The following is a 26,936-nucleotide window of genomic DNA, read 5'->3' as shown; positions in this document are numbered from 1 at the left end:
CTATTTATTTAGTTCTTTATCCTTGAATTTGAATATTACAGAATATGCTACGGGTAGTATTGTTGAAATAAATACCATAGTTATTAATGTCCCGAAAAAGATAACCGAACCTAGCGGTGTCCACAATGGACTACCGCCGATAACCATAGGTATAACCCCAACGGCTGCGGCTGTAGATGTAAGAAAGATCGGGCGCATTCTACGGCTTCCTGCCTGAATAGCAGATTTCTCGACTGTTAATCCTTGCTCTTTTCTGAGAACTTCTGCATAATCGAGCATGATGATACCATTTCGCAATAGAATACCCATTAAACTTACGACTCCCAATATAGAGGTAACACTGATATCGGAACCCATTATTTGCATACCAATACTTGTCCCTAATAAGCATAACATTGTGGAACCTAGTGTGAGTAAGGCTAAGGCTATTTTCTTGAAATGGAAGATTAGAATAAATAGCATCAAACAAACCGTAATTAATAAACCATTTACGATTTGGGGCAGTCTTTCTCCGTCAGCTTCTTTCATACCACCGTAACTTACTTTTATTCCTTCGGGTAATTCAATTTCATCTATTTTGTTTTTTATTTTATTTGTTATGTTTATTTCATTATACCCTCTTTCCACTTCGGCTAATATTGACAATGTGCGGACACCGTTTCTTCTTACTATTTGTCCTTCATTCCAGTCGGGAGAGATAGATGCAATTTGTCTTAATGGAATGTTTGACATGCCACCCATCGTAGGTATATTGACATTACCGATATTTGAAAATGATTCTTCCTGTTTTCTTTCTGATTTTAGTATTACTTTTACAGGATAATCTTTCTCCCAAATATTTGTAATAGGAAATCCATCTCCCAATTCCAAGGCGGTACTCATTGCAATAATTGATTTGTCGATGCCCAGTTTATTCGTTTCGTTCTGATTTAGCCTAATTGAAACTCCTGGTAAATTTTCTTCAAAATTGGTTCTTATAAGTAATAACTCCGGCATCTTTTTCATTTCTGCCATAAGTGTTTCGCTTGCTTGTTTTATTGTGAGAATATCTTCTCCGCTTACTCTGATTTCGACAGGATATCGGGCTTCCGAAAAATCCATCTGCTTAAACTTTATATACGCTTCAGGAAAATAATCAGAGTATTTACGGCTATATTCATCAAGAATCTCTTTTGTTGCTTTTTTATCAGAAGTATTAACTATAAATTGCGCAAAATTATCCGACGGGAATTGTGGCACATAAGTATCATGGAACCTCGGAGAGCTTAAACCTACAAAAGAGGTAACTGATACAACGCGACCATCTTTTCTAAGAATATTATCCAAACTGTCTGCTATCTCTGTTGTTTGATATATTGATTTTCCATTGGGAAGGTAGAAATATTTCTACTGCAAATTGATCTCTTTCAACAAATGGCATTAATCGCAGCGGTAAATTGAAAAACCAAAACGCACCAATAGCCATCATCGAATATTTCTCCCGATGTTCATAATCTGCGTTGTATTCGGCTAAATAGGCTGTTTCCTCGAAGTTGGATGCGTGTTTCCGCATTTCAGAAAAGATGTCTCTTTTGTGGGTGGAAAAGCCTAAAATGACAGTCCGTGTCGTTCTTGATGCAAAATAGTCGCTTTGGCTGTCGCTCTCGTTCTGTTTCAATCTTGCCACGATAACCGCCTGTGCATTTTCGGGAAGTATCTCGGCAAAACGTTTGCTACCTATCGCTTTGACTTCCTCTAGTCGTATGCGTTCTTTTTCTTTCTCGTCCGCTTCTTCATTGGCTTTGGCTTGTGCTTCTTGGAGCAATATTGCTACTTCAAAGCTGTCCATAAATTGAGGGTTGTCGCTGTCGTAATAGAACCCAATGCCAAACTTCTCTTTCAATGGTCGGATAATATCGGCTGTATGAAAATCTTTTGTCATTAGGTTTATCAATTTGTAAGTGATACCCCATTGATTTTTTGTAGTGTCGTACACTACATAGCTGTGATAGCTATATCCTTCCATTTGGATGACTTGATTGATTTCTACCACTTGTTCGGCTCTGTCTATTTCCTTGTTCGCACCTAATAAAAATATTCTGCTCATAATTCTAAATTTTAAAGGGTTATAAATAAGTCAGCATGAGATAAATAAAGGCTATTACAGCACCCAGCATCAGCAGGCATGAAAGAATACCCCGAATCACATCATAGAAGAGATACAAGCCCACCAAAGCCCAGATAAACCCTGCTCCCCATAAGGAATAACCCACGATAATTAAGACTATTTTCAAAACCCAACCTATGCTAATTGGAAGGTAGGTGATTCGCTGTTTCCTGTTTTTTCTGCCGTTTGTTTCATAATTTCTGACCTTTTTTTTAACGCTATGCCGTATCGGAGCCGGTGAGGAGTATTCGAGTTTCAGAAGCTTTAAAAAGGGTAGTGTTTAGCTGTGCAAGGTTTTGACGAATAAATACGCTCGCCCGAATAGATACAAAGGAGGAAAAGAGGAAGATTTTTCGCCAAACCCTTTAGGGCATGACCTTGCTGTCAGCGTGCAAAACACGGAATACCTTTGCGACTGAAATCGAATACTCACTAGGCTCTGATGTCATTTCGCTTAAAGGGGAAGCGTTTGCTAATCTATACCATTGACAATATCAATGAAATTTCTTTCTCACTTGGCTTTGAAGACAGTTCTTATTTCTCCCGAATATTCAAAAAGAAGGCTGTACTTTCTACTTACGACTTTCTGAAAAAGTACCGAAAACACAACTAAAAGTCCTGCAATACCTGTTTCAAAACCCGCTGCCCCCCCTATTGAAGAGTATATAAGAAGGCGGACAAAAGTCAGAAAATAGAAGACTTTTTCTTGATGCCAAAGTGTTCACCCAAGAGATCTTAATATATTTAAAATATAGATTGGTAAACGATTGTATGAGGGATGTTCAGCTCTCTCTCCGCTAAATTGGACAAATAACTTAAAAAAGAGCTTATTATAAGTCTTTTTTACTTTGTGACAGGGACTTTGTAATTTTAAATATCTGAATATGATATACATAGTCACGACTTATAAAATAACAAACAGTAACAAGTCTAAACCTGTTACTGTTTAATAAACAAACGATTATTGTCCTGTAGCCCCTATTTCCCTACAAAGGAATCCGGATATTTCACATTATAAAGAATATTATTATCACTGGAATGAATCCATGTATTAAATACCCGCTCATTGTCTGTAAGCTCAATAACCCTTGCCCCGTAGCCCAAGCTGGTATAAGTCGTCTTACTGCCTGAAAAACGGCCGTACGCAAGGCAAATCCCATTCAGGTATCCAATGTAATCGTTATCATGATCATGTCCTGTAAATGTACCCATTACATCTCCACCTTCAACCATTGCCGCAAACATTCCGGTATTTATAATTCCGGGGCACTCTTTCTCAGTTCTATTGCCAAATACAGGAGCGTTTTTTACATAATTCTTGGTCGTATCAGGCAATAGCGTATATTCCTGTAAGGGGATATGAAAAAATGCCAGGGCGGGATATGGTTTACCATTATTTTCTCTCGTAAAGAAGGCGCTGTTGTTTCTATACCATTCCACCTGATCAAAGCCGAACCAGTTATATCCTTTTTGTTCACCTACTTTATTATACGCATTAGAATCCATAAAATAAAGTATCGCCCCTGTTTTCTCTTGGGTATTCTTTATCTCAAGAACATAGTTACCCTCCCCGGTCAAATATGCAGGCCCTGTCTGCGCATAGCAATATGGTTTACTAATCACATAATCCATTATTTGCCGGCGGGTCCAGTCATGTTCATCGTCATGATTTCCCAATACGATCGCATACGGGATTTTTTTGCTGATAACGGGAGCCAGAACCTCATCCCAACCGTTCTTTGCAGGAGTATCTGTAACAATATCACCTGTAAATGCGACAAGATCAGGTTTCTCATTTTCAAGCACTTCTTTCATCATTCTGATAGACTTTGCAGATTCTTCAGATCCGCATTTATAGTGTATATCAGTGAATTGTACAATTTTGAATTTACCATTTTCATTAAAATGTAGCTTCTCCTGAGCATAAGTATTCGTAATGCATATAAGCATTAGCAATATTGACACTATTTTTTTCATCGATTCAATATTTATTTTAACCACCAGGTTTTTTGATTTATTTTATCATTGCCGTTTCCGAATTGTCTTGTTATAGCTGCTGATACATTGTCCGCATTGTAGTTATATTCCGATTGCGGATATATCCAGCGATAAGGAATTTCCACGCCTTTTATGCGATGAAATTCAGGATAACCGGTTCGTAAGTTTTCATAGAATGGAGTCCATCCTCCCTGAAAGAAACTTTGAAAATACTTTTGCAACACAATAGCTTGTATTTTTTCGTCATTCGTCGATTTTGTAGAAAAATTATTCGTTGGATTAGTCAGGTAGCTGTTTGCTATATCTTCGCTGACATAGGCGCCTAACCCTTTGGCATACGATTCATAAAACTTAAATGATGATTTTATACCATTGTTGTAGTATGTAGCCGCATCACCGGATATCCAGCCTCTGACACAAGCCTCTGATAAGATAAACTGCAATTCCGCATATCCTAACAAGATCGAAGGCTCATTGGTCGGGTCCTGATAGAAGCGTTCCAACACTTTCGAAACTTTCCCTTTTGTCGCCTTCTCATTCACTGTGCCATATGGTGCTGCCGGATCTCCGCCTTCGTAAGCCGTAAAGTCATCAATGGCTTTTCCCGCTTCCTTAGCTTCTTTCGTTTGAGTACAAAATAAGAATAGGCGAGGATCTTTGTGATCCTGAAGCCGTTTGATAAACGTAGAGTCAATATACATCCCGGAACCGAAAGAACTTGAATTGAATTCCGGATAACGGTTGTCCGCCTGATCCAAATACACTAATTGCCCATTATCCTGATTGCCGCTCATTAGAGGTTCACTTTGAACGATTGAAGCGAATTTGCTTTTGACATTCAGGTCTGTATCGCTTTCCTTATGAGATAAGGATAATAAAACTTTCAGGCGGAACGAGTTTATCAGGCGTTGCCATTTATCTGTATCTCCATTATAAATTATATCTCCTTTAATTGCAGCCTTCTCATTTTCAATAATGGTATTGGCCTCCTCCAGTTCGTTGAGGATACCTGTTATCACATCCTTCTGGTTATCATATACAGGCGCAAATATATTATCTGATTCACCTTTTAGCGCTTCCGAATAAGGTATGTCTCCAAACCGGAGAGCCATGTTGTAGAAATAATAAGCTCTAAAGAATTTACCCAAAGCAATATAGCTGTTCTCGTTTATCTTTTGGGCTTCCTCCATCATCTTACTGATGTCTTTCATCTTCGTATATGAATAATCCCCTCTGTTCCATTTATAGTATTGATAGCTATTCTCGCCATCTGTTTGTACGAGCATTTTATTTGCATAAAGAGGCGATGTTCCCTGAAACTCTCTGAAAGCAGTCCATTGTATCTGGGTAAGCAAAAGCTGAGGATGGGTTTCTGTTGGATTGTTCGGGTCCTTGTTTAGTTCTTCCAGATCATTGCATGAAGTCATACAAACCAGAATGGTAAAAATAAAAAATATAATCTTTTTCATAAAATACGTTCTTATTTACAGGATAAATACTTCGATTAAAATTTCATTGTTGCAGAAAATCCGATATATCTTGACGAAGGATCTTGCAGATTGTCATCATTACCATAATCAGGATCTACGTATGGTATCTTTTTCCACATCAACAGATTGTAACCATACAAGGAGACATCCAGTGATTTTATTTGTCCCAGATCAACTATTTTCTTCAGATCGTAACCAATAGACAGTCTTCTCAATTTGAAATAAGAGCGATCAAATACATTCGCGAATGTTTTATCATCAGAATCCAGTACCTGAGCCTGATAAGGATAAATCTGACTCCATGTCTGCCAACTCACAACCGTAGTATTAGGCGCATAAGTACGCGTATCTGACACAACCGCACCATTTACATCCCGTGTAAGTTCACCTCCCGTAACATTGACTCCCTTAGGTACATATATAGCATGTCCGGCTTCATATTCTGCATCTCTGTATGTGGTTGATTTTGGATGTTTTCCTCCCCACCACATCTTTTCGGTAGTAACGGATCTTATCAGACCGCCCCATGCTCCATCTATATCGATCTCAACTTTGAAATCTTTTATATTAAACTTATTCTGGAAACCTAAACGCCAAGAAGGATCTAGGTGTCCAAGTTTTTTCTGATATGCATCTTTTATCGGTAGCCCGCTATTTGGGTCAATGATTAATTGTCCGTCGGCAGAAGTTTGCCATACAGTAGCATAATATGCATCTGCCCTGTCACCTTTACTTAATGCATTATACTTACTTTGTCCGCCATAAATATCGGTGAGGCGTCTGACATACCGGCTCCAGTTTACGGCTACATCCCAAGAGAAATCTTTTGTGACAATCGGTTTTGCTCCAAGGATAATCTCCACTCCATTTGTATTATACACATTCCCGTTTACCTTTCTTGAGGTAAATCCGGATGCCTCTGATACATTCAGATTGATGATCTGATTTTCATCTTTAATATGATAATAAGTAGCATCCAATGTTATCCTGTTTTTTATGAAAGCTGTTGACAAACCGAACTCATAGGAAGTCGATTTTTCCGGTTTAATATTCGGATTGACCAGACTGGCGGGATAAGTTACAGATGGCGTCGAACCATAAGTCACACCTTTTTGGTATGTCGCATATATACTGTACGGATCGAGGTCGCTGGATACCTGTGCCCATGATCCGTAAAGCTTTAAGTAATCTATTGCTTTAGGCATTTTCACATATTGCGATACAAGGGTACTTAGCGAAACTGAAGGATAAAAATATGAATTTTCCGAAGATGGTAAGGTCGAAGACCAGTCGTTGCGGGCTGTAAAGTTTAAGAATACAGCATCATAAAAGTCGATATTGGCAGAGCCGTATATACTATGAACTTCCCTTTTGCGAATAACATTTGTTGCATTTGTCGGCCCTTGCGAATTACCCATGTTGTATAATCCGGGAACAATAAGTCCGTCTGTGGATTGATATTCTTCCCGGTAATTGGTATTTAATATTGAAGCTCCGATATTTGCGGTCAAATTAATTTTACTTGTTACAGGTTGAAAATAAGAAGCTAAGACATCAGCGTCGATATTCCGTTGATTTCGGTTCCATATCTTTAAATCCCCAACCCGAGAATCTCCATAATTCATATAAGACTTCGGAGTCTGAAGGTCTTCATATGTCCCTATTTGGTGCATCGCGGCACGTCCCTGTATTCCTAAATTAGGAAGTATCTGCCAGTTGAGTCTCAATTTACCATCCAGTATGTCCTGGTCTCTCTTTTGCTGCAACTCTTCTGTTGCAAAGTATGGATTATTATACCAGGCATAGTTATAATTAGCTTGTCTATAACCTTCCAGTCCGGGAACCCATTGGTGTTTCTGAAGTTCTTTCCCATTCACATCGTTACCCATCCAGAGCAATATTGTGTACATATGATTTTTGGGTCCATATCCATATCTCGGATAATTAGGGGAATATACCTTATTATAGGCTAATGACGCATCGAGTTGGATATTATTGGTAATATCAAATGACGAGTTAAAATTCAATCCGGTTGTTTGAAGTGAAGTGTTAGGCACCTGCCCTTTTTGATAAGCGTATTTCCCCGATGCATAATAACGGGCTTTAGCCCCTTTGTATGATACGGAGAAGTTATTATTTGTAACGACACCTGTACCTAAAAAATCTTCAAGATTATCGTGTGATACCCAGTCGATCGGGACACGTTCATACAATGATTTATCATCGTAAATTGTACCCGAAACATTCCCGTACCATTCAATGACTTCTCCCGTTTGTTTATTCCGGATCGGACTGTTCCACTGGGCGATCTTCTGTCCTGTATTCAATTTTGGTCCCCAGGTCATATCTCCGTCCGAAATACCGCCATCGGCTCCGTCCCAAAATTCGTATTTACCATTAGAACCGCTACCATATGTTTTCTGAGATTCGGGATATACTGTAAAACCGGCAGTTATCATATTGCTTGTGCTGACAGTAATTTCCAGCCCATCTTTTTTTTGCAGATTTACTCGTGATAAGTATAGCTCCGTTTTTACCCCGTGAACCGTATAGGGCGGAAGCCGTCGGCCCTTTCAATACGTTTACACTTTCTATATTCTCACTTCCAAGATCAAAAAAATCTGTTTCAATAGGAATGCCATCCAATACGATTAAGGGATTTTTTCCTCTGAGTGAGAATGACGGTGCCTGAAACAGTCCGGTCGGGTTAGTTACCGTAAGTCCGGCAATTTGCCCCGACAGGGCACTACCCACATTCATAGTCTGAGACTCACCAAGAGACTCATTATCTATCTGCTGAGTCGTGTATCCCAGCTTTTTCTTCTGTTGTTTAATCCCGATAGCCGTCACAACAACTTCATCAAGATTTTGCGACTCTTCGGACATTATAATGTCTATGATAGTCCTGTTATCGACTTTCACTTCCTGAGAAACAAACCCCATGTAAGAGAAAACCAGGATTTCGTCGCCGGCAGCTTTTATTTCATAATTACCGTCAAAATCGGTAATGACACCTCTTGTAGTATTTTTAATACTAATATTAACTCCAATGAGTGTTTCTCCTTTCTTATCTTTTACAGATCCTTTAACCGTTTGGGCATGTACCATCCCCGGGAGTAGTAAGAATACTACCCCAAATAGTGCTAGTAATGTTTTCATTTATTGGTTTTTAAGTCAAATTATTTGATACTTAGTAGATGTTGTTTATTTTCACCTGATTGAATATACTGATTTGGTCTTCTATGTTTTTCTTATTTTGGTCCAGGGCACCCTCAAAAGCCTCTGTGTCAACTTCGTTTACGATAGTAAGGCTGACTTCTAAAATGTGAGTGAAGTCGTTAGTCGCCTTCTCCAAAGCAATATTTCCTTTCTTCACTTCTTTTTTTAAATGCTTTTCTATTTTGCGTGTCACATTATAAATGTTCGGTTTCTTAATTATTGTCCGTCTCATCGGGTCTCCGGGTACAACCTCTTCCTGAGTCACATAATACTCTTCCATCAGGACTTTGAGGCATGCGACTTTAGAACCAAATTCATGATCTTCTGCTTTCTGGATAGTATTGTTATCAAATGTCGATGGCACCGAGGAATCGAACTCCCACACATATGTCTTATTTCTCGCATCATCTTCGTTTGCTGTTTTTACAGTAATTATATCCGTTTTATTTTCAATGCCACGATGATTGCTTGCATAATAGTTCTGAGCCGAAATATTAAGTATTATTCCGAGCATTATAATAAATAGAGATAACCGATTAATTGTTTTCATACATTTTATGCTATTTTAAATTTATTGCACAAATGTAGAGTGTCAATATTTCGCACTAATTAATACGATGTGACATTGCGGTTAATTAACTATTGAGTAAGTTGAAAAATAAAAATACATATGCTTGATAATAAACACATTGAATTATTCGTAAATTTAGGGGTGTTAATATTAATGAAGCGGACGCTTCAAAAAAGGAGAAGTAAAATACTGTTTTGTAATAGATGTGAATTGTGGAAAAAATTGTCAGGGAGAGGGAATGTATAAAGATGCAAGTATGGGCAGTCCCGCATAATTTCTGTGAAAAATGTACTGTCTGGTAGTCTTTAATAATACAGAAGTATTCAAAAATCTCTTTTCAGTTTATTAAATGATATTTGTAAAACTTTCTCTATGTAACGTGAACTTTCCAATATGTGATTTGAATAGATTCCATTCTTTTTGTATGCCAGCATATGATCCCTCAATATCTGCATATGGCTTGATATACCTAATGTGGAGGCTCCTCCGGTACGCATTGTCACACAATCTAACGGTACATATTTTATCTGAATCCTATTCACAAAGATCAATCGCAGGAGATTTTCAAAATCTGCGCCGATTTTAAAAGCACAGTCAAAAGTACCATGTCTGTCATACACCGATTTTCTACAATAGAATGAAGGGTGAGCTGGCATCCATCCCATTCGCATCTTCCATCTCCGGAAACTTGCAGATGAATAGTAGCGCACGCATTTATTCACATTATTATGCTTCACATAATGAATATCTCCATACACTGCATCCGCACCCGATAATCCGAGCTCTCTGACAAGAATTTCCAGAACCCCGTCAGAGGTGTAGAAATCATCACTATTAAGGATGCCTACTACATCGCCCGTAGCCATTGCTATGCCTTTGTTCATCGCGTCATATATGCCATTATCGGATTCACTAATCCACTGCATTCTGCCACCAAATCGGGGTTCATATTCTTTGACAATACCCATTGTGTTGTCCTTTGATGCCCCGTCAACAATAATGTATTGAATATTCCGGTAAGTCTGAGACAAGACACTTTCAATAGTATCCCTTATTGTTGTTTCACTATTGTAAGTGGCTGTTATGACTGATATTAACATATTTAGTTTATACCTATAAGATCAATAGTAAATATAAGATGTAGATGGACCTTTACTATATGGAATTCTATAATATTCAGCGCTTTCTTATGAAAATATGATATTTATCCTCCAATAAATTGTAAATTTTCTCTTTGTCCATTCCACATTCCTTCTTTATTTCATATATATTGGCATCAACTAATGTCCGGTACCACCATCCCTGAATAAAAGTGAAGATAAATCCCTCCTTGCCCTCTCGCCATGCTCCCCTGATAATATAACGGTACAAAAAGTAAGCGAAGGATCGCAAAAAAAGGGGTTGACTAGCATATTTGAGTTTTTTTTGTCGTTTTTCCAAGGTTTGCTCACTAAGTCCATTTGTTGTGCCTTCACTGGAAAAATCAGACAAATTATATTCCAGATCGAGCATTTCGGCAGCCTCACGTATTGCATAATTTACATGCTTGCGGCAAAACCACGATATATCATTGAGGTTATGATCGCAGAAATCATTCTCGTATTCCTCCGTTCGTCCTTCTGTAATCCTGAGGTGTTCATCCATCAGTCGCTGCTCACATACCGCCTTCCCTTTGCGAAACATTCTGAGCATTTTTACCGGATAAATACCTCTTTTCATCCATCGCCCCATGAAAATATGCCGGCGATTGAACACAATACCGGTAACATCCTGTGTTAAAAAAGGAATTTTATTTTGCAGTTCTTCAATTAGTCCAGGTAAAAGATATTCGTCGGCATCTAACCGTAGAACCCACTCTGTGTCAATATAAAGATGTTCCAATGCCCAGTTAAATTGGGCAGCCTGATTACCCGGCCATTGCTTTTCTACTACTTCAGCTCCAAGCGAACGGGCTATTTCTTGCGTTCTATCTGTGGAAAAACAGTCTACTACATATATCTTTCGGGCTAATTGATTTACACACTCCAAGCACCGTTTGATGTGTAATTGTTCGTCTTTGGTAAGAATAATAACTGTCAGGTCAAGCATCTTGTATAACTCTTCTTTTTATGAACTTAGCAGGATTACCACCGACTACAGTCCATGGTTCTACATCCCTGAATACGGCGGCACAGGCACCCACTACTGCGCCCTGCCTAATCGTAACTCCCATGCCGACAAAAGCGCCGGAAGCAACCCATGCCTGATCTTCTATGACGATAGGAGCTGTAACCAATGGGTGGAGCGGATTATTTATATCATGGCTTGCCGTACAGAGATAAGCTCCTTGCGATATTGTTGAGTTTGCTCCGATTTTAACAAGGGCGACATTGTAGCAATTTACCTCCGAAGCCAGACAAGAATAATGTTCCATTATCAAATTTGCCGGATAGTATATCCTTGCAGATGAATAAATCACGGCGGTCGCATCTATCTTCGCTCCAAAAATCCGGAGCAAAAAACGCTTCCATTTGCTACCAAGGCTACGTGGTAGCCAACTGGCAAAAAGTGCCCAAACAATTGACCAGATAAAACGTATAGCCTGATGCTTCGCCCCAAATGGGTTTACATATTTGGATAAGTCAATTTCATTCATCTTCCACCTGTATAAATAGTATAGAATTTTGGAATATATTTCTTAAAATAATGCCCGATTATGCAGGCCACAATAACGAATATTATCGGGATCAGCAGATAGCAGGCTGTCATCCAATATTCGTTTTTGGAAATCAGTAGTGGTAGCTTCTTGAATACATTGAGAAATGGCTCGTGGATCAGGTAGACAAAGAATGTATAATTACACAGTTCACCCGGAATCAGGTTCTTTATCAATTTTCCACGCGTCAGCCGGTCATAGATAAACCAAATAGCCGGAATACCAAAAAGAGGAATCCACGGAGTTATTATCGGGGAGAACAGATTTAAGGCATGAAACACCGATAGACAAAGATAAACAGATAAGAAAACAACATCCGGTTTTCTTATTGTCCAATGAAATTCTATTGTGGATAAGGCCATGAATCCACCTAATGAAAACCACATCAAAGCTACGGCATAACCATTTCCGGCACCAAACAAAAATAAAAATATCCATATAATAATGTAAGAGGTGAGACCGTACTTAGTTTTTGCCTTTACTGTATAATGCAGCCACAGGTAGATAAAAGGTGAAAATAATATTATTACCATTAAATTACGGACGAACCATAACTGAAATGCAATAGGCGGACTGATATATGTGAGGGTCAGTGTTTCAATTAATCCTTTATTGATAGTATCCAATACTCTGAAGTTCAAAACAGAATCAATTGCCGGAATTTTCAGTGCAATGAAATTCAGCGTGATATAGAAAAGAAGTGTCAGCGTATTGGCTAAAAAGTAAGGTGTAAGCAATGTCCGTACACGCTTACGCATTTTCGGGAAAATTGACCGGATACCGTCAGGTATTTTCACAAAAAACAAATAGCCGGAAATCGCATAGAACAAAGGGACTGCAACAAGGCACAGGCCATCTCCGATAAAGGTTTCGAAGAAACGAAGAATGTCATAGGCTGCCCCTTCGGTATAATACATGTGTACATATATTACCATAAGTATTGCCACCAAAGACAATATACGGAGTTTCTGACTCAGATAGGGTGATATTTTATTATTCATATATAAATTCAGGCTTTTCCCCTCCATCAGATATATAGTCGTAAAGGCGGAGCATTTTTTTGGCCACTCTTTCATCACTGAAATTTTCTTCAACAAGTATTTTGCCATATTGCCCCATTTCAGCTATTTCCATATCGGTTTTAGAGAATGCCAGTTGAATTGTAGAGGAAAGCGTAGTTATATCATTGTTTATCCACCAACCACATTTTCGTTCATTAAGAATCTGCCATGGAGTACCTTTGCTTGTAATAACTGGTGTCCCGGCAGAGAGAGCCTCAGGTATAATCATCCCAAAATTCTCAAAGTCGCTTGGAACACATAGAGCAGTAAGAGACGCTAATTTTTCAAACTTCGTCTCCCCTTGAATAAATCCTGTAAAAATCACATTCTTAAGCCCCTTTTTTCGAACCAGATTGTGTAACTCCCGCTCATAAGACTCCTCTCCTACCCCCATTATTATTAACTCCGCATCGTTGACGTTGTAGCCAAGTAATATCCAGGCCTCTATCAGTTCCTTCACTCTTTTTCGGGGATGCAAACGGCCAAGATAACCAATTCTTCGTTTGTCCCGTACAGTTTCTATTTTGGACAAACAAGTCAGGTGAGGTACCGGATTAGGAATTATGGCTACCGGATTGGTAAATCCCAAATCACGATAATAAAGAAATTCATCCATACATGTTGCCTGAATAACCGTAGCTTCTGCAATATCTTTTCTGAATCCAAGGTTTAACAGCAGTCTCTTTTTCCACGCCGACCGTGCTAAAGCCTGTGGATAGAGCATGCCATGAGGTGTGATAATATACGGTTTCCCTTTCTTTCTGGCGGTACTACACGTGGTGTGGTTGATGTGCATCCAAAGTCCGTTAGTATGGTAAATATCGTATTTGCTCTGGTGCAGGAATCGTGTAAGATTATGCGAAAAGCCATAAGGCGATATATAATCATATGGCAGCACTTTTATCCATGGCTCGTTACCCATTAGCAGGTCCATAGAAGCGGTGACTTGCGGAGTGAGGAGGTCGACATCTCCGGCCTGGTATTGAATGGCTGAGATAAGGTCATAAACACTCGTTGAGATTCCACCCGATTTCGCACTGAACCCCGCAATTGTTTGCAGAACTTTCATTCTTCAAGAAGTTTTAAATAAGTGAGAACCTGCAACCTGTCACGCTCTGCAAAACATACACTATCAGTCGAATGTTTGTATTTTTGATAATTAATTTCCATATCAGCTATAGCATCTATCAATCCATCACTATTTCCCGACTGGAAAATACAACCGGTTCCCAAATTTTTCACCAGATCGACCGAACTGCCAACTTTATCGCTGACAATGACAGGCAATCCCCAATAGATCGCTTCTTCGACGACCAATCCCCACGGCTCGTATTTGGATGGAAGAATAAATACATCGTGAGTTTGATATACCCCGCCTAGTTTATGGTTGTTGATAAAGCCGGAAAATGTAATATTGCCTTTTGCTTTAGCTTTCAGCTCTTTCTCTAATATACCTTGTCCTACGATGGTTAAAAACTTCCCGTTCCGGTTGAAGACATCTATAAGTAAATCTATATTTTTTGCATCTATCAATCGTCCTACGTAAATATATCGTAATGTATTGTGATATAGTTTCGTCTTCTTTCCGGGTTTATGGAATATGCCTACACTTCCGGTAATATGTTGTGTTCCATTGAATCCAACGGACTTGAATAGTTCGGCATGAGGTTGTCCCGATGGTAATGTGGCATTCATACGGTTAATAATTCTACGCTTTGCCCATCCGGCAAGTCCGGCAAATGACACATCGAAAACGGAGGATTCACAGACCATAACATTCTTTCGTCTCGGCGATATGAAACTATATAAATTATATTCGGGTGCTAACCAACCGGAAAACAATATTTTTTTTGCATCAATCGATTTCATCAACTTCAAGAGACGGAAGAATGACAGAACCATATTACGCCGCCGGGCATTTCCATTGTATATAAATTCGAAGTCGAACTTCCTGTCGCTTTTATCATTAAGTTCTGCGTTCACAGCTTCCGTATCGTAACCATAAAGCACTAACAGCAGAGTGTGACTTCCGGCTATTTCGTTGCAAAGATTAAGTTTGTAAAACGAAGGTGTATTCGTTAGGTACACAAAGTCATATTTACGTTTCATAATTCAGCAAAATTTTAAACTTATTGGGGATTTCAGTGGATTGTCCTAAAACCGACTCGGGAATATCGCCCCGGTATACCGGAGGGAAATGCCTTCGGCTGAAAATAATCGGTTTTTGCCCCAGAAAGGCACCCCATGCCGAGAAGGTAGAATCTGATGCTATTGTAAACTTGCATTTACTGATGGCATACATATCGGCGAAAGCATTTCCGAAGAATACCCGCTTCACATTAGATATCGTTAGAAGGGGCGCCAGTTCGTTGTCTGTTCCATCCGAAAACACAAGGAATCGCTGGTTTTCATTTTCATTCAGAATATTTTCAATTATTCCTTTATACCAACCTATATCAATTCGGTATTCAGAACTGTAATCGCCTAAACGGACATGAACCGCTATTGTGTTGGACAGTTCAGTTTCCGATACATTAGAGATAGTTTCTTCTCTTACTATTTTTTCAAAATAATCTTTAACCAGCGGATAGTGCCCGTTCAAATCAACGAAATAATCAGCCAGCCCCGAAACAATTCTTATATTGGAAGTTTTGAACAAGCGGCTTTTTATTATCAATACCAACTTTTTAGTTCCGGAAATACCTATATTCTCAAACAAACGGTTATATATCCGTTTGTCTTTTTCGTTGCGAAGCCATGGCCCAATACTTATTTTACACCAGGTGGGTGCAATAAACGTTGTCCCGTATATTTGGGAATTGATATATGCGCGGGCCGCAACAAACATACAATTAGCCAGCCCCGGCCCGAAAAGCCTTATCCAGCCGAAATCTTTATCTGAAAGTCGAGGATAATCATACAAATTAATGTTCTTCTGTGTCTTCATCTTGAATATTATAATAACAACGATATTCCAAAACAGCGACTGACACGAACAGCAGATTTGTAATGATCTGATTTACACCTATTATATATGACTCATACATGGCAGCCAACAAAACGGATATTATTACAAACAGATGAAACTTCACGTATGGTGATTTTTCTTTGAACAATAACCGCATACGATAAAAGATGTATATGCATGCTCCAAATAAAATAGCCGCATATGGATATCCTATAGCTTTTATCGTATCCAAATAGCCATTATGCGCCCCCATTGTGGTAAGTTTAGCAGCCTCTCCCTGAATACCCGTTCTTAAGCCCCAGCCTATAACCGGGTGCTCGTTAATCATCATCATTGTGGCTCTCCGCACATCCTGACGTGACCCGACAAAGTTTCCGTTTGCAAAAACATCCATGATTCTATCCAGTCCGATTACTTTGTATCCCGTCATAGGGATTATATAAAGAGCGACAAACAGGCATCCGATAATCAAAACAACTGTTTTTACCGAAAATCTATACTTGAAAAATAAAGCAATCATACACACCATTATAGAAGCACGGCTTCCACCGGCGAGAACTCCAAACAGGCATATTATTACACCTGCAATGCTTATGTATTTACTTGGCATTTTTATTAATAAAAAAGCTGCAAACCCAATGGCTGCTATGGCACTCGTACTGTTTGGGTTACCAAAGCCCAGAGTGAAACGGCCATGAATAATATAATTATGGAAAAAAAGTCCATAGACTATAAGAATAGCTATTGTAATAGATAAATAAGGTATTATCTTATGATAATAGAACTCATAATAGAGCGTAATACCCCAAAAGATAATGAGTAGAACCGTTATCTTAGCAGCAAGATACATCAGGCTTATTTTTTCAATGTAAAATAGTCCGAAAGTGAATTGGTATAAAAGGTACATAGCGACAAAGACAAAAATAAAAGAAGCAGCTTTAATATTATCTTTTATAAAAAGTCCTTTACAGTTATATATACAATACATAGCACCTAATACAAGAGTACCATAAAAAATTATGCCGGCTATGGGATTGAAAGGGACATATTGACTGGCCAGATTTCCTATCAAAAGTAATAATAAAGCGTATTTACCGATTGCACTCATAGCGTTTGTTTATAATTTTCCAACCATTTACAGAAAGTATCCATGAGTCTGTTTATATCGTGGGGTTTTGTTAATACAAACGGATAGCGCTTTTCCTTATAATCACTAATAAGATTTGCCAATGCTATGTAATCGGTGGGGTAGCTAAGCATAAAATGCTTTTTCGTCTCCTCATCTAATAAGGCTTCCGTTCCCTGATGTCTGCAAGTCATAAATGCCTTTCCACAGGCATAGGCTTCAGTGAAAATGCAGCCGAAGCCTTCAAAATAAGAGGGCAGGCAAAATAAATCTATGGAGTTATAGAAACGGAACAATTGATTATGTGCACATTCCGGTTCGAAATTGATTATTTCCTGTAGATTTTTATCCTTTATATATTGTTCACAATTATTTCTTAGCGGTCCGGTTCCAATAAGTTTCAATCGAATATCCCGTTCTCCATTACAATAAAGATACTCAACCGCTTTTATTAGTGTCATCTGATTTTTAAGATCATTAAAGCGGCCGATGCAGCCAATAACAAAATCTTCAGTCGCTCTGTCTGCTGCCATAGGGAAGAACTTACTGCAATCGACCCCGTTATACAATACATAAACATTATTAACCAGAGGATGTGTTAATCCCTGCATTTTAAGAAGTTTATTGATGTATGGAGCGTATTTCTCTTCTTTTCTTATCTTAGGAAACATGCGAAGATTCGTTTCACACGACTCACTAATACATACATGACAATCAACATCTTTAAAATGATGGTAAGCAATTCGTGCTTTTATCCGGATATTCCATTTCTTATCCGATAATTTACCACTATTTATTCCTATCGGATCCAGGTCGTGATGCTGGAGCAGCGTAATGATTTGCCTGTTCCACTGCTTCAAAGATGTTGCATAATATGCAAAACCTGCTGTATGGATATGGGCAACAGCAATATCGGATATATTAATTGAGTGTTTTTCCAGGGTTTGTTTCAGCATCCGAACGTTCCATAAACCTTGTAAGCCGTTCATCACCATAGAAGGCATTTGAAACATTGGCAAACCAATAACATCTATCCCTTCAAATTGGTAATTGAATGTTTTGTTCAGGTTCAGACTACGCAGTACTATTACACGCTCATACTTGTTGGTATTGATAATAGCTTTCACCTGATCATATACATAACCGCCCCAATAGTGACCGGGAAGTGGGAAAAACGGCGTTATTACCAAATAAATCATACTTTCATAACTTCTTTATACAGCATATAAACTTTTTGCGCATTTATCCGGGCCGTATAGTGATTAATAGCCATATCATAGCCCGATAAAGCTACACGGTTACGTTCAGCGCCATTTTGAATGAGTAATTGGAGTTTGTTCGCCAAGTCTGATGTGTTGCCAAGCTCGTACACAAATCCGGTTTGTCCGTTACACACCAATTCTGTACATGCTCCGGCATTAGGCGCTATCACAGCAAGTTTTGCCAGCATATATTCGATAATTACCCGGCCAAATGCTTCATTTTTCGATGTAATAATGCCAATACTGTAATTTTTGAGAATAGCACCGATATTATCCTTTGGGCCTATAAATTTTATAGTGTTATCTAATCCGTATTCTTTGATAATTGATCTCAGTTCGTCGATATATTTTTTATCACCATCTCCAATTATGTCAATTCTGAAATTATTACTTTTTATTAACCGGACAGCACGGATTAGTTCTATCTGATTTTTCTGTTCGCTTATGCCTCCAGCCATACATATTGCTACCTTATCTTCCTTCCGGATAAAACGGGGTAGAATACTACTCTCATCTATACCATTATATATCGTCCTCATATTGGCTCCGGGACATATTGACTGCATATAATAGCCTGCAACCGATTGAGAAATTGCGACCATGACATCAGCGTCTTCATAACATTTAGCAGAGATTTTTCTTCCCAATGGAAAACATAGGTCGTAGTCGCCACGCCCAAATTCCCGTAGATGCCAAATTAATGGCTTTCTCATTATTTTTTTTAAAAACCAACCTAAGAATACTAAACTGGAATTTGAATGGATCAGATCTATTTTGTTTCGCAGTTTGATGGATAATCTGATAGACTGCCCGATGTTGACACCCACTCTCAAAACGGCTTCTAATGCATTGTATACGATGCCTTTGTCCACAGTACGTAATGAGGCATACCGGTGTATTTCATATGCTATTCCTCTTTTTTGAAGTTCTAATTCTACCGGCCCATGAGCAGGTATAAAGACTAAGGGTACGACGTCATATACTCTCAGATGTTCTATTAAATGGATCATCGAATGATTAGCGCCGCCAAGCCCCGGATAATGAGAGATAAAAAGAACGCGCATTATTCTTTGTTATTTATAATTCTGGCAGGAATACCCACTGCAATGCAGTTATCCGGTATATGAGAGAGTACAACCGCATTTGCTCCCACAGTAACATTATCTCTAATATGAATATCTCCTAATACACACGCCCCTGTACATATTTTCACATTATTTCCAATGCGGGGGCGCATGCCACCCGAAAACTTCTTTCCTATTGTAACATTATGCCATATCTGACAATTTTCTCCTATTGATTCGGCTTCTATCCTTGTAGAATGTCCATGCTGTATAAACAGCCCTCCGCCAATATTTGACGTATGTATAAATAACAATAATTTATTAGAATAAATGATTGATAGAATATTTCCCATTCTACCTAACCTGTATAGATAGACTGCCCTGTATTCCGGCAAAAAACATATAAAATTCAGATAAGATAAAAATCGCGAATCACGCCGATGCCATTTACATAATTTCTCTGCTGCATCTAAATCTTTTTCTATAAAATGATTTTTTCGTTTCCAGCAGTATGTAAAGATTATAGGAGAATATAAGATGGCTTTGAATATACTGTTCAAAAATAATAGTTTCATTAATAAATACAGGGATTGATGTTTATTGAATCGGGGCAAATTCTACACCGAATATTAAATTACTTCATATACTTACGCACTACATTTTTAACATAACCAGTAAGGTGGCGAAACGTCAATGTCCATGAAATACCGGGTTTGTCTGATCTCAGTAACGACTTTATATCACGTGTATGCCCATCGTTAATAGTCTTAATATGTAGTACTTCAGATTTTAACATGTCGAGCTGCCAGCGTTCAGTCCGTTTTACCAGACCCGTTAAGTATATACAATACAATATATTATGACAAACGTTATAAGAGTACTCTTCGGCACAGTTTTTAGAAATATATTTGTTATATTTAATACGAAGTTGTATCATGTTTTCGATATAGTTCTGAATTTTATCAATGAGAATGGCTTGTTTTGAATGTGAAATTGAATTTTGCAATATACGGTAACGGTAAATCTTTTCCGGACATCTCAAAACAGAGCATGATCTTTCGCTAAATAAAGTAGTAAGGAAATGGATATCTTGCCCCAATTTTAAGTTTTCCTCAAACCTAATCGATCCGATAAGGTCCCTCTTGTATAGTTTTCCCCATATCGAACATAATGTATTATAGGTCAATATATCTTTTAGCATTTGATTGCCTGATGTTATTTTATCAGGGAAAACCGGCCGTTTATAGTTATAATCTTTTCCATTCTTATACATAGCTTGACATTCGCCGCAAACGAGTTCTACCTGAGCGACAGCAAATTTGTCAAGTAATATCTGTAATGCATCGGGCATTAGCATATCATCCGAATCCATAAAAAATATGTATTCTCCCTTAGCCTTCTCCAATCCTGTATTTCTCGCATGACATGCACCCCGGTTTTCCGTCCTGATATATGCAATGCGGCTGTCTTTATGGGCATAACTTTGGCATATATCACCGGAAGAATCAGTGCTGCCGTCATTAATGAGAAATAATTCCCAGTTTGTATATGTTTGTGCCAGTATAGATTCTATACATTCGACAATATATTTTTCTACATTATATACCGGTACTATAATAGAGATCATAGGATTATACTATTCTGTTTAATTATCAAACCTCAACCAGTCGCAAGGCACCACCTCATCGCTCGGTTTTCCTATGAACCATTTTTTGGGAGATATAACTATTTTATCGGGATTCTGATTAAGCCATGCACCCCACCAGCTAAAGCTACTGTTAGCTATAATATTATGAGCGCAATGGGACATCACAATCAAGTCTTTGAAGGAATCTTCTCCATTATTCCAATCCACATATTCACAATCGCATCCAATAATGAGATTTTCCTTAACCCAAGGAATATCATCAGAGAATATTACAAACACAGGATTATGATATTTTATTTTAAAATAAGAGATTGCACGCTGATAATATTCTGTACCATTAAAGACATCATAAAGGGGAAGACCGATGTAATCCCCCCTGCGAATATGTAAACTGATACTGTAACGTTCTTTTATTCGGGCAAGTAGTCCGTCATTATCCGCACCCAGGGAGGCATATTGTATCAAGTCCCTCTGTAAATCTTTTTTTATGGCAGAAGCAAATGTGTCATTCTGAAAAAATCCGGCAAATATCATTTTTTGATTGCTATCAATAACTTTTGCCATTTTATTGGGGGTAATTATAGCTGAATTATAAAAAGTCTTATACCCTGACAATTTATACCAAGCAATTCTTGCTATCCGATGTACCTTAGACTCTTTTTTATTATAAGACTTCCGGAAATATTCAATCTTATTAATTTCCCCTGCAAAATCTGTGTGGAAAATTTTCTGAATCCCGATCCCGTTATGAAAACAATCATAGTAATATTCTCCAAAATCGGGTATGATTTTCACTTCAGGAAAATTCTTCTTTATATAGAGCATTGCTGCATATTCAAATAATTGATTGCCTAAGCCTCCCCTGTATATAAATCTTATTACTTTTTCCATGCAATTGCTTTTTTTAACAACAGGTTTTTGACTGCGATTCTTTCTCTATGTGTGAGTCCAATCGCTAATATTATAATTATTAAAATTGCCCATGATGATATGACAGACAATAATAAGTTACCTAAAACGGAATAATGAAAATTGCTTATTATAAGATAACTGATCCATAAACTACTTATCAAAACGACCAAGGTCGTAAGGCATTCATTTCTGATAAATGACGATACGTCAAAAACGATATTTTTTTTAAGAAAATATAGAGAATAACCTAATATTATGACTTGAGCGATAATCTTTGATATCAAAATATACTCGAAGGGCATTCCTATTTGGAAATACAACCAGGCTGCTGGGATAGATATTAGCCATAAGACGGAAGTCACGATCTGATACCGTTGAACAGAACCATGTGCCATCACAGCAGCCGAGAGAGGACCGGTTAATGAATCGATGTAAACAGACGCAATAGAGAATACACATAAAATTCCTGTATTGAGAGGAACATCTTTCAACCATAATTTCAGAATAATATCCATTTCCAGCACAAGAGGAACTGCAAGAAAAAAAAGGAGATAGGAAGAGACTTTTGCACACATCCTGATTAATGATTGATAATCCTCTGTTTGGTTGCATGATATTGTTTTTGTGATCTGCGGATTGAATGCAGTTTGTACATTTTGCATAAATCCGTATACATTTCCATTGACTTGGTTGGCAATACCCATGGCTGCACTTGCGACAGTACCTCCATAAATATTTATAAGAATATTATTTCCCTGCGAGACACCCATTACCGCCCCCATTTTCAGAATGTTCCAACCTGTGAAAGATATCATCTCTTTAAATAGATTCCTATCCCACTGATAACTATAGCGACATACCGAAAACCGGATACGACAGTAAATTTGGTCTATTACGAATTTAATGATAGTCGCAACTACAAGTAATGCTGTGTAAAAAATCAATCGCTCTGAAGTGCTTATTGCAATAAGCCATGCCACACCGAGCTTGAGCATTGCGCTGATAACACTGGACCATGCAAAATACGACATCTTCTCATAAGCGATAATAGAACCTGTATAGGGTACATTTAATATACCCAAAAGACATGAAAGTAATGTCAGCTGATAAACCCAGTTGGCGGCATGCATTTTCGCCTCAGGTATATTCAGTTGAGTATTTAAGAGCCATAGTCCCACAGTTTCGGCAAGTATTAGAATCACAAATGAAATGATCATATGACAATTCATACTCATCGAAAATACCCTCTTTGTTTCCATTACATTATTCTTACCAATAGAAACTGTAAGGAACCGTTGGGTGGAAGTATTAAGGGCATTATTGAAAAAGCTGAACAATACAGCCAACCCTCCTACTACACTAAATATACCAAAATCCTCTATTCCAAGGTTTTCGAGTACAACCCGGCTGGTATATAGAGAAACTCCCATCATGAGGGCCATCCGTGTATACAGATAAATTGAGTTTTTGGCTATTCGTCTTGTATCAGATCTCATAGAAGGAATTATTTGGGGCAGGTCTATATTTTACAGAATTCAGTTATAGCGCTATTATCAAGCAAGATAATTGTCTGCGTGAGTATATCCGTATCGGTTATATCCGTATTGCCCTTGCATGTATTGTGTCCCGTTGAGAAGCACCGTCATATTGTTATATTGACCTTTTTGGTAGATTTCTTCTATTTCCGGCAATATCCTTCGATCCAACAAGCCTGCCCTGACCACGAATATCGTGATATCCGTCACTTTACCCACAATAGAAGCGTCTGTGACGATTTCGACGGGGGGACAGTCAAGGAAGATGTAATCGTATTTTTCCCTTAATTCATCAAGCAACTCTTGTAATCTGTCATCTAACAAAAGTTCTGCCGGATTAGGCGGAATCGTCCCAGCCGGAATAATATCCAGGTTGGGATGGATTGCACCTTTCCGTATTATTTGATCCGTATTGTCTATCATTTTTCCCAGATAGTTAGATATTCCGGCCGAAGGAGAATCTATATAAGAACTTAAAGATGCTTTTCTCATGTCGAGGTCTATAACAACCACTTTTTTCCCTTTTATGGCCATACTTATAGCCAGATTTATTGTTGTAAACGTTTTTCCTGAACCAATATTGAAAGATGTGAACATGATCACCTTTTGATGCTTCTCTCCGTTTGTACTCAATATAAAGTCTAGATTAGTCCGTATAACCCTGAATGCTTCATTCATGTAATCTTTTTTCCCTTCCCGTACAATTATGTCATCTCTGTCCTTCGTCGATTTACTTTTTAATAATAATGCCTTTTTCCCATTCATTATCTGAGGAATTTCACCTACAAATGGCAAGGACAGTGAGGATAAATCATTTCGCCCCCTGAGGGTTATGGTCATATTTTCCATGATGATTATAATGATAATCGGTAGCAGGAATCCGATCGCAACAGCCACCAGTAATATCGATGTTTTCCGGGGAGTTGCCGGAGACATATTACCGGATGGTGGTGTTATTATTTTTGTGTTGTAAACAGCAAAAGCCTGTGACAGCTGATTTTCTTCCTGTTTTTGTAATAAAAAAAGGTATAATGCTTCTTTTACAGCCTGTTGCCTTTCTACCGAAAGAAGATACTTTGCCTGTTCGGGGCTGGAAGCTATGCGCTCATTGATTTTTGTTTCAGACTTTTGCGTGTGTTTTATTTGTGTGTCTAAAGTAACGAGCAGATTATCAACAGACGATATAATGGCTTCACGCATAAAAAGAAGTGATTGTTTCATGTCCAGCACTAACGGGTTATTGTCACTACTGTTTGCCTGTAAAGTATTTCGTTTGAGTAACAGAGTATTATATTCATTTATTTGCCCTTCTATATTTGCACCCTCGATCCCCAAGTTTGCCGGTAATAATATATCTTTTGTCCGTGGATTTTTCAAGTGGGAAAGAATATACTTAGCTATAGTGTATTGGGTATTAAGCGCCTGTATTTTCGTGTCGTTTTCATTAGACTTTACCATATACAAATTGGATGCCGCCTGAATATCCGGTATAAGGTTTTGGCTTTTAAATCTCGAGATACTGTCTTCTACCCCACCCAATTCTTTTTCGATAACATTTAAGCGTTCTTCGATGAAAGATGATGTATTGACTGCGATCTGAGTTCTATCCTGAATCCAATTTTTATTATATACTGTAATCAGGGTATCCAGAACGTCTTCGGCCCGTTGTGCAGAAACATCGTTTAAGGAAATATTTATGATGGTGGCATTCTCATTGCTCAATCCTACATTCAATGCATTTGTATAATTATTTACGATGCCTCGGAGATTGAATTTTGTAAATAATATCTTCTGATCATAATATCCTTTGGAATAAAAGGCGGTAGGGTGTATCGTAATATTGCCCAAAGGGGTATTTACCGGTTCCGATAAGTTAATTTCTTTGTCCGTAAAATCCAGTTCTTCACCATTAAGGATAAGATCGGATAACCTTATCTTATTCTGAGAGAGTAATTCGATTTGGAAAGAAAAGGATTCGTTTACATTTACCGGGCCGGTAGAAACTATTACCGGGGAGTTTTTATATAAAGACCTGTTTCTGAAAAATCCTTTTATGCTATAGTCCTCATCCAGTTTCATACGCTGCACGACTTCCCGCATCAATAGAGGGGATTTGAAAGTCAATATCTCATTATTGATATTCGTATTGGATTTGAATAATCCCATATCAGAAAATGTATTTATATTATCGGACAGCATTCCCCCTTTGGCCGAATTATCTTTAATTAACACCGCTGCCATGCGTGTGTATACCGGAGGGGTAATTGCAATATATAAGGATGCGGAAATCAGACATATCCCCAAAGAAATAACAAACCAATGCCATTTTTCCACCGACATTTTCCATAAGTCCTGTATCCGTATAAAATCTTCTTCTGTATTTTTTTTCATCTTCAAAAAGCTTATTATGACAGGTAATCTGTTCTTTATATTATTTAAATATCAAAACGGCTAAAGTGGTAGCAAAAGATGCTATTGACATCCACAGGGAAACGGATTTCACATTATTTTCGTTTATTGTGGATTGCCCTGCGCGGGTGTTATTGGGCTCTACATATATTACATCATTCTGCCGGAGATAATATGCCGGAGATGAAAATGTTTCGGACGAGCGTAAGTCCATTTTATATGTAATACGGTTTCCATCCGCCTCCCTGATAACCATGATACCATTCCGTTTACCATAGATAGTCAGATCGCCGGCCATACTTATGGCTTCGAGCAGAGTGATTTGATCCCTGTCTATACTATATTTACCGGGATTTTTCACTTCACCTAACACGGATATTTTCAGGTTCAGGAAATCGACTGTTACAACCGCGTCATTTACCAGATTTCCATTCACGAGCCTTTCTTTTATCACAGATGCCAGTTGTTCCCTGCTTAATCCTGCCACATGAATACTCCCCAATACAGGGAAATCTATGTTACCACCCGAGTCGACTGTATAACCCAGAATCTGATTGGCCGTACTTTCATTTGAGGTTGCGCTTCCCGCCTGATAGGAAACTTTTGGCAAATTGAACAGAGCGGCGAGTTCCGGGTTCTTACTTGATACTACTATCGAAATCAAATCTTTGGGCATGACTTTTATATCAGAAGATTTAACAGTTGAAATGTTTTGTTCTAAAGGAATATCCTGAAAATATGTAACATTTTTTGACGAGTTACACGATGAAAGGAATAAAATACAAATAGGTAAAAATCTAAATAAAGATCTCATAAAATTCTATACTTAATA

Annotated in this window: 22 protein-coding genes and 1 pseudogene; all 23 read right to left on the bottom strand. The window is 38.1% G+C overall.

The window, feature by feature from the left end:
• Nucleotides 1-1,326, bottom strand: a complete 1,326-nt coding sequence (locus HMPREF9455_RS02985; protein ID WP_006798106.1) for an efflux RND transporter permease subunit — start codon at nt 1,324-1,326, stop codon at nt 1-3.
• Nucleotides 1,319-2,086: a hypothetical protein gene (locus tag HMPREF9455_RS02980; RefSeq protein WP_006798105.1), complete on the bottom strand. Its 768-nt coding sequence runs from the start codon at nt 2,084-2,086 to the stop codon at nt 1,319-1,321. Before HMPREF9455_RS02980 ends, HMPREF9455_RS02985 begins: the two co-directional genes overlap by 8 nt.
• 19 nt (nt 2,087-2,105) lie before the next feature.
• On the bottom strand, nt 2,106-2,273 hold the full coding sequence (locus HMPREF9455_RS21705; protein WP_242052406.1) for a hypothetical protein: 168 nt from the start codon (nt 2,271-2,273) through the stop codon (nt 2,106-2,108).
• 851 nt (nt 2,274-3,124) lie between these two features.
• Nucleotides 3,125-4,123: a metallophosphoesterase family protein gene (locus tag HMPREF9455_RS02975; RefSeq protein ID WP_044215358.1), complete on the bottom strand. Its 999-nt coding sequence runs from the start codon at nt 4,121-4,123 to the stop codon at nt 3,125-3,127.
• An 11-nt stretch (nt 4,124-4,134) separates the two neighbouring features.
• Nucleotides 4,135-5,613 carry a SusD/RagB family nutrient-binding outer membrane lipoprotein gene (locus HMPREF9455_RS02970; RefSeq protein ID WP_006798103.1) on the bottom strand — a complete coding sequence of 493 codons (1,479 nt, stop codon included), beginning with the start codon at nt 5,611-5,613 and terminating at the stop codon, nt 4,135-4,137.
• 35 nt (nt 5,614-5,648) lie between these two features.
• Nucleotides 5,649-8,793 (bottom strand): annotated as a pseudogene (locus HMPREF9455_RS02965) (SusC/RagA family TonB-linked outer membrane protein).
• Between the two features lie 31 nt (nt 8,794-8,824).
• Complete coding sequence (locus HMPREF9455_RS02960) at nt 8,825-9,403, bottom strand: hypothetical protein (protein ID WP_006798100.1); 579 nt, start codon at nt 9,401-9,403, stop codon at nt 8,825-8,827.
• A 344-nt stretch (nt 9,404-9,747) separates the two neighbouring features.
• Nucleotides 9,748-10,524 carry a glycosyltransferase family 2 protein gene (locus tag HMPREF9455_RS02955; RefSeq protein ID WP_006798099.1) on the bottom strand — a complete coding sequence of 259 codons (777 nt, stop codon included), beginning with the start codon at nt 10,522-10,524 and terminating at the stop codon, nt 9,748-9,750.
• Between the two features lie 76 nt (nt 10,525-10,600).
• Entirely contained in the window at nt 10,601-11,512 is a 912-nt protein-coding gene (locus HMPREF9455_RS02950) for a glycosyltransferase family 2 protein (protein WP_006798098.1), read from the bottom strand.
• A complete protein-coding gene (locus HMPREF9455_RS02945) occupies nt 11,505-12,059 on the bottom strand; it encodes an LbetaH domain-containing protein (RefSeq protein WP_006798097.1) in 555 nt (184 codons plus the stop codon). Before HMPREF9455_RS02945 ends, HMPREF9455_RS02950 begins: the two co-directional genes overlap by 8 nt.
• Nucleotides 12,056-13,120: an acyltransferase family protein gene (locus HMPREF9455_RS02940; RefSeq protein ID WP_157256589.1), complete on the bottom strand. Its 1,065-nt coding sequence runs from the start codon at nt 13,118-13,120 to the stop codon at nt 12,056-12,058. The genes HMPREF9455_RS02945 and HMPREF9455_RS02940 overlap by 4 nt, the downstream gene beginning before the upstream one ends.
• Nucleotides 13,113-14,249 carry a glycosyltransferase gene (locus tag HMPREF9455_RS02935; protein WP_006798095.1) on the bottom strand — a complete coding sequence of 379 codons (1,137 nt, stop codon included), beginning with the start codon at nt 14,247-14,249 and terminating at the stop codon, nt 13,113-13,115. Before HMPREF9455_RS02935 ends, HMPREF9455_RS02940 begins: the two co-directional genes overlap by 8 nt.
• Nucleotides 14,246-15,289: a glycosyltransferase gene (locus HMPREF9455_RS02930; protein WP_006798094.1), complete on the bottom strand. Its 1,044-nt coding sequence runs from the start codon at nt 15,287-15,289 to the stop codon at nt 14,246-14,248. The genes HMPREF9455_RS02935 and HMPREF9455_RS02930 overlap by 4 nt, the downstream gene beginning before the upstream one ends.
• On the bottom strand, nt 15,279-16,127 hold the full coding sequence (locus tag HMPREF9455_RS02925) for an alpha-1,2-fucosyltransferase (RefSeq protein ID WP_006798093.1): 849 nt from the start codon (nt 16,125-16,127) through the stop codon (nt 15,279-15,281). Before HMPREF9455_RS02925 ends, HMPREF9455_RS02930 begins: the two co-directional genes overlap by 11 nt.
• Entirely contained in the window at nt 16,105-17,256 is a 1,152-nt protein-coding gene (locus HMPREF9455_RS02920; protein ID WP_006798092.1) for an O-antigen ligase family protein, read from the bottom strand. The genes HMPREF9455_RS02925 and HMPREF9455_RS02920 overlap by 23 nt, the downstream gene beginning before the upstream one ends.
• The gene (locus tag HMPREF9455_RS02915; RefSeq protein ID WP_006798091.1) at nt 17,253-18,473 is read right to left on the bottom strand and encodes a glycosyltransferase family 4 protein; all 1,221 of its coding nucleotides are present in this window, start codon (nt 18,471-18,473) and stop codon (nt 17,253-17,255) included. The genes HMPREF9455_RS02920 and HMPREF9455_RS02915 overlap by 4 nt, the downstream gene beginning before the upstream one ends.
• Complete coding sequence (locus HMPREF9455_RS02910) at nt 18,470-19,600, bottom strand: glycosyltransferase family 4 protein (RefSeq protein WP_006798090.1); 1,131 nt, start codon at nt 19,598-19,600, stop codon at nt 18,470-18,472. Before HMPREF9455_RS02910 ends, HMPREF9455_RS02915 begins: the two co-directional genes overlap by 4 nt.
• Nucleotides 19,600-20,175 (bottom strand): serine O-acetyltransferase, encoded by a 576-nt coding sequence (locus tag HMPREF9455_RS21695; protein ID WP_006798089.1) that lies wholly within the window; start codon nt 20,173-20,175, stop codon nt 19,600-19,602. Before HMPREF9455_RS21695 ends, HMPREF9455_RS02910 begins: the two co-directional genes overlap by 1 nt.
• Before the next feature lie 59 nt (nt 20,176-20,234).
• Entirely contained in the window at nt 20,235-21,227 is a 993-nt protein-coding gene (locus HMPREF9455_RS20595) for a glycosyltransferase family 2 protein (RefSeq protein WP_006798088.1), read from the bottom strand.
• An 18-nt stretch (nt 21,228-21,245) separates the two neighbouring features.
• Complete coding sequence (locus tag HMPREF9455_RS02895) at nt 21,246-22,139, bottom strand: alpha-1,2-fucosyltransferase (protein WP_006798087.1); 894 nt, start codon at nt 22,137-22,139, stop codon at nt 21,246-21,248.
• A complete protein-coding gene (locus tag HMPREF9455_RS02890; protein ID WP_006798086.1) occupies nt 22,127-23,656 on the bottom strand; it encodes an MATE family efflux transporter in 1,530 nt (509 codons plus the stop codon). The genes HMPREF9455_RS02895 and HMPREF9455_RS02890 overlap by 13 nt, the downstream gene beginning before the upstream one ends.
• 57 nt (nt 23,657-23,713) lie before the next feature.
• Nucleotides 23,714-26,086 (bottom strand): GumC family protein, encoded by a 2,373-nt coding sequence (locus HMPREF9455_RS02885; protein WP_006798085.1) that lies wholly within the window; start codon nt 26,084-26,086, stop codon nt 23,714-23,716.
• Nucleotides 26,087-26,126: 40 nt separating this feature from the next.
• Nucleotides 26,127-26,918 (bottom strand): polysaccharide biosynthesis/export family protein, encoded by a 792-nt coding sequence (locus tag HMPREF9455_RS02880; protein ID WP_006798084.1) that lies wholly within the window; start codon nt 26,916-26,918, stop codon nt 26,127-26,129.
• Between the last annotated feature and the right edge of the window lie 18 nt (nt 26,919-26,936).

This window comes from Dysgonomonas gadei ATCC BAA-286, from assembly GCF_000213555.1.
Classification (GTDB): domain Bacteria; phylum Bacteroidota; class Bacteroidia; order Bacteroidales; family Dysgonomonadaceae; genus Dysgonomonas; species Dysgonomonas gadei.
This window is presented reverse-complemented; position numbering and strand designations above follow the sequence as displayed.

Excerpts from the sequence above, each read along its gene's own strand:
- HMPREF9455_RS02890 (WP_006798086.1), bottom strand. The coding sequence starts at position 23,656 with ATGAGATCTGATACAAGACGAATAGCCAAAAACTCAATTTATCTGTAT.
- HMPREF9455_RS02935 (WP_006798095.1), bottom strand. The coding sequence starts at position 14,249 with ATGAAAGTTCTGCAAACAATTGCGGGGTTCAGTGCGAAATCGGGTGGA.
- HMPREF9455_RS02955 (WP_006798099.1), bottom strand. The coding sequence starts at position 10,524 with ATGTTAATATCAGTCATAACAGCCACTTACAATAGTGAAACAACAATA.
- HMPREF9455_RS02960 (WP_006798100.1), bottom strand. The coding sequence starts at position 9,403 with ATGAAAACAATTAATCGGTTATCTCTATTTATTATAATGCTCGGAATA.
- HMPREF9455_RS02975 (WP_044215358.1), bottom strand. The coding sequence starts at position 4,123 with ATGAAAAAAATAGTGTCAATATTGCTAATGCTTATATGCATTACGAAT.
- HMPREF9455_RS02885 (WP_006798085.1), bottom strand. The coding sequence starts at position 26,086 with ATGAAAAAAAATACAGAAGAAGATTTTATACGGATACAGGACTTATGG.
- HMPREF9455_RS02950 (WP_006798098.1), bottom strand. The coding sequence starts at position 11,512 with ATGCTTGACCTGACAGTTATTATTCTTACCAAAGACGAACAATTACAC.
- HMPREF9455_RS02915 (WP_006798091.1), bottom strand. The coding sequence starts at position 18,473 with ATGATTTATTTGGTAATAACGCCGTTTTTCCCACTTCCCGGTCACTAT.
- HMPREF9455_RS02970 (WP_006798103.1), bottom strand. The coding sequence starts at position 5,613 with ATGAAAAAGATTATATTTTTTATTTTTACCATTCTGGTTTGTATGACT.
- HMPREF9455_RS02880 (WP_006798084.1), bottom strand. The coding sequence starts at position 26,918 with ATGAGATCTTTATTTAGATTTTTACCTATTTGTATTTTATTCCTTTCA.
- HMPREF9455_RS02930 (WP_006798094.1), bottom strand. The coding sequence starts at position 15,289 with ATGAAACGTAAATATGACTTTGTGTACCTAACGAATACACCTTCGTTT.
- HMPREF9455_RS20595 (WP_006798088.1), bottom strand. The coding sequence starts at position 21,227 with ATGATCTCTATTATAGTACCGGTATATAATGTAGAAAAATATATTGTC.
- HMPREF9455_RS02920 (WP_006798092.1), bottom strand. The coding sequence starts at position 17,256 with ATGAGTGCAATCGGTAAATACGCTTTATTATTACTTTTGATAGGAAAT.
- HMPREF9455_RS02945 (WP_006798097.1), bottom strand. The coding sequence starts at position 12,059 with ATGAATGAAATTGACTTATCCAAATATGTAAACCCATTTGGGGCGAAG.
- HMPREF9455_RS02980 (WP_006798105.1), bottom strand. The coding sequence starts at position 2,086 with ATGAGCAGAATATTTTTATTAGGTGCGAACAAGGAAATAGACAGAGCC.
- HMPREF9455_RS02895 (WP_006798087.1), bottom strand. The coding sequence starts at position 22,139 with ATGGAAAAAGTAATAAGATTTATATACAGGGGAGGCTTAGGCAATCAA.
- HMPREF9455_RS21695 (WP_006798089.1), bottom strand. The coding sequence starts at position 20,175 with ATGAAACTATTATTTTTGAACAGTATATTCAAAGCCATCTTATATTCT.
- HMPREF9455_RS02910 (WP_006798090.1), bottom strand. The coding sequence starts at position 19,600 with ATGCGCGTTCTTTTTATCTCTCATTATCCGGGGCTTGGCGGCGCTAAT.
- HMPREF9455_RS02940 (WP_157256589.1), bottom strand. The coding sequence starts at position 13,120 with ATGAATAATAAAATATCACCCTATCTGAGTCAGAAACTCCGTATATTG.
- HMPREF9455_RS02925 (WP_006798093.1), bottom strand. The coding sequence starts at position 16,127 with ATGAAGACACAGAAGAACATTAATTTGTATGATTATCCTCGACTTTCA.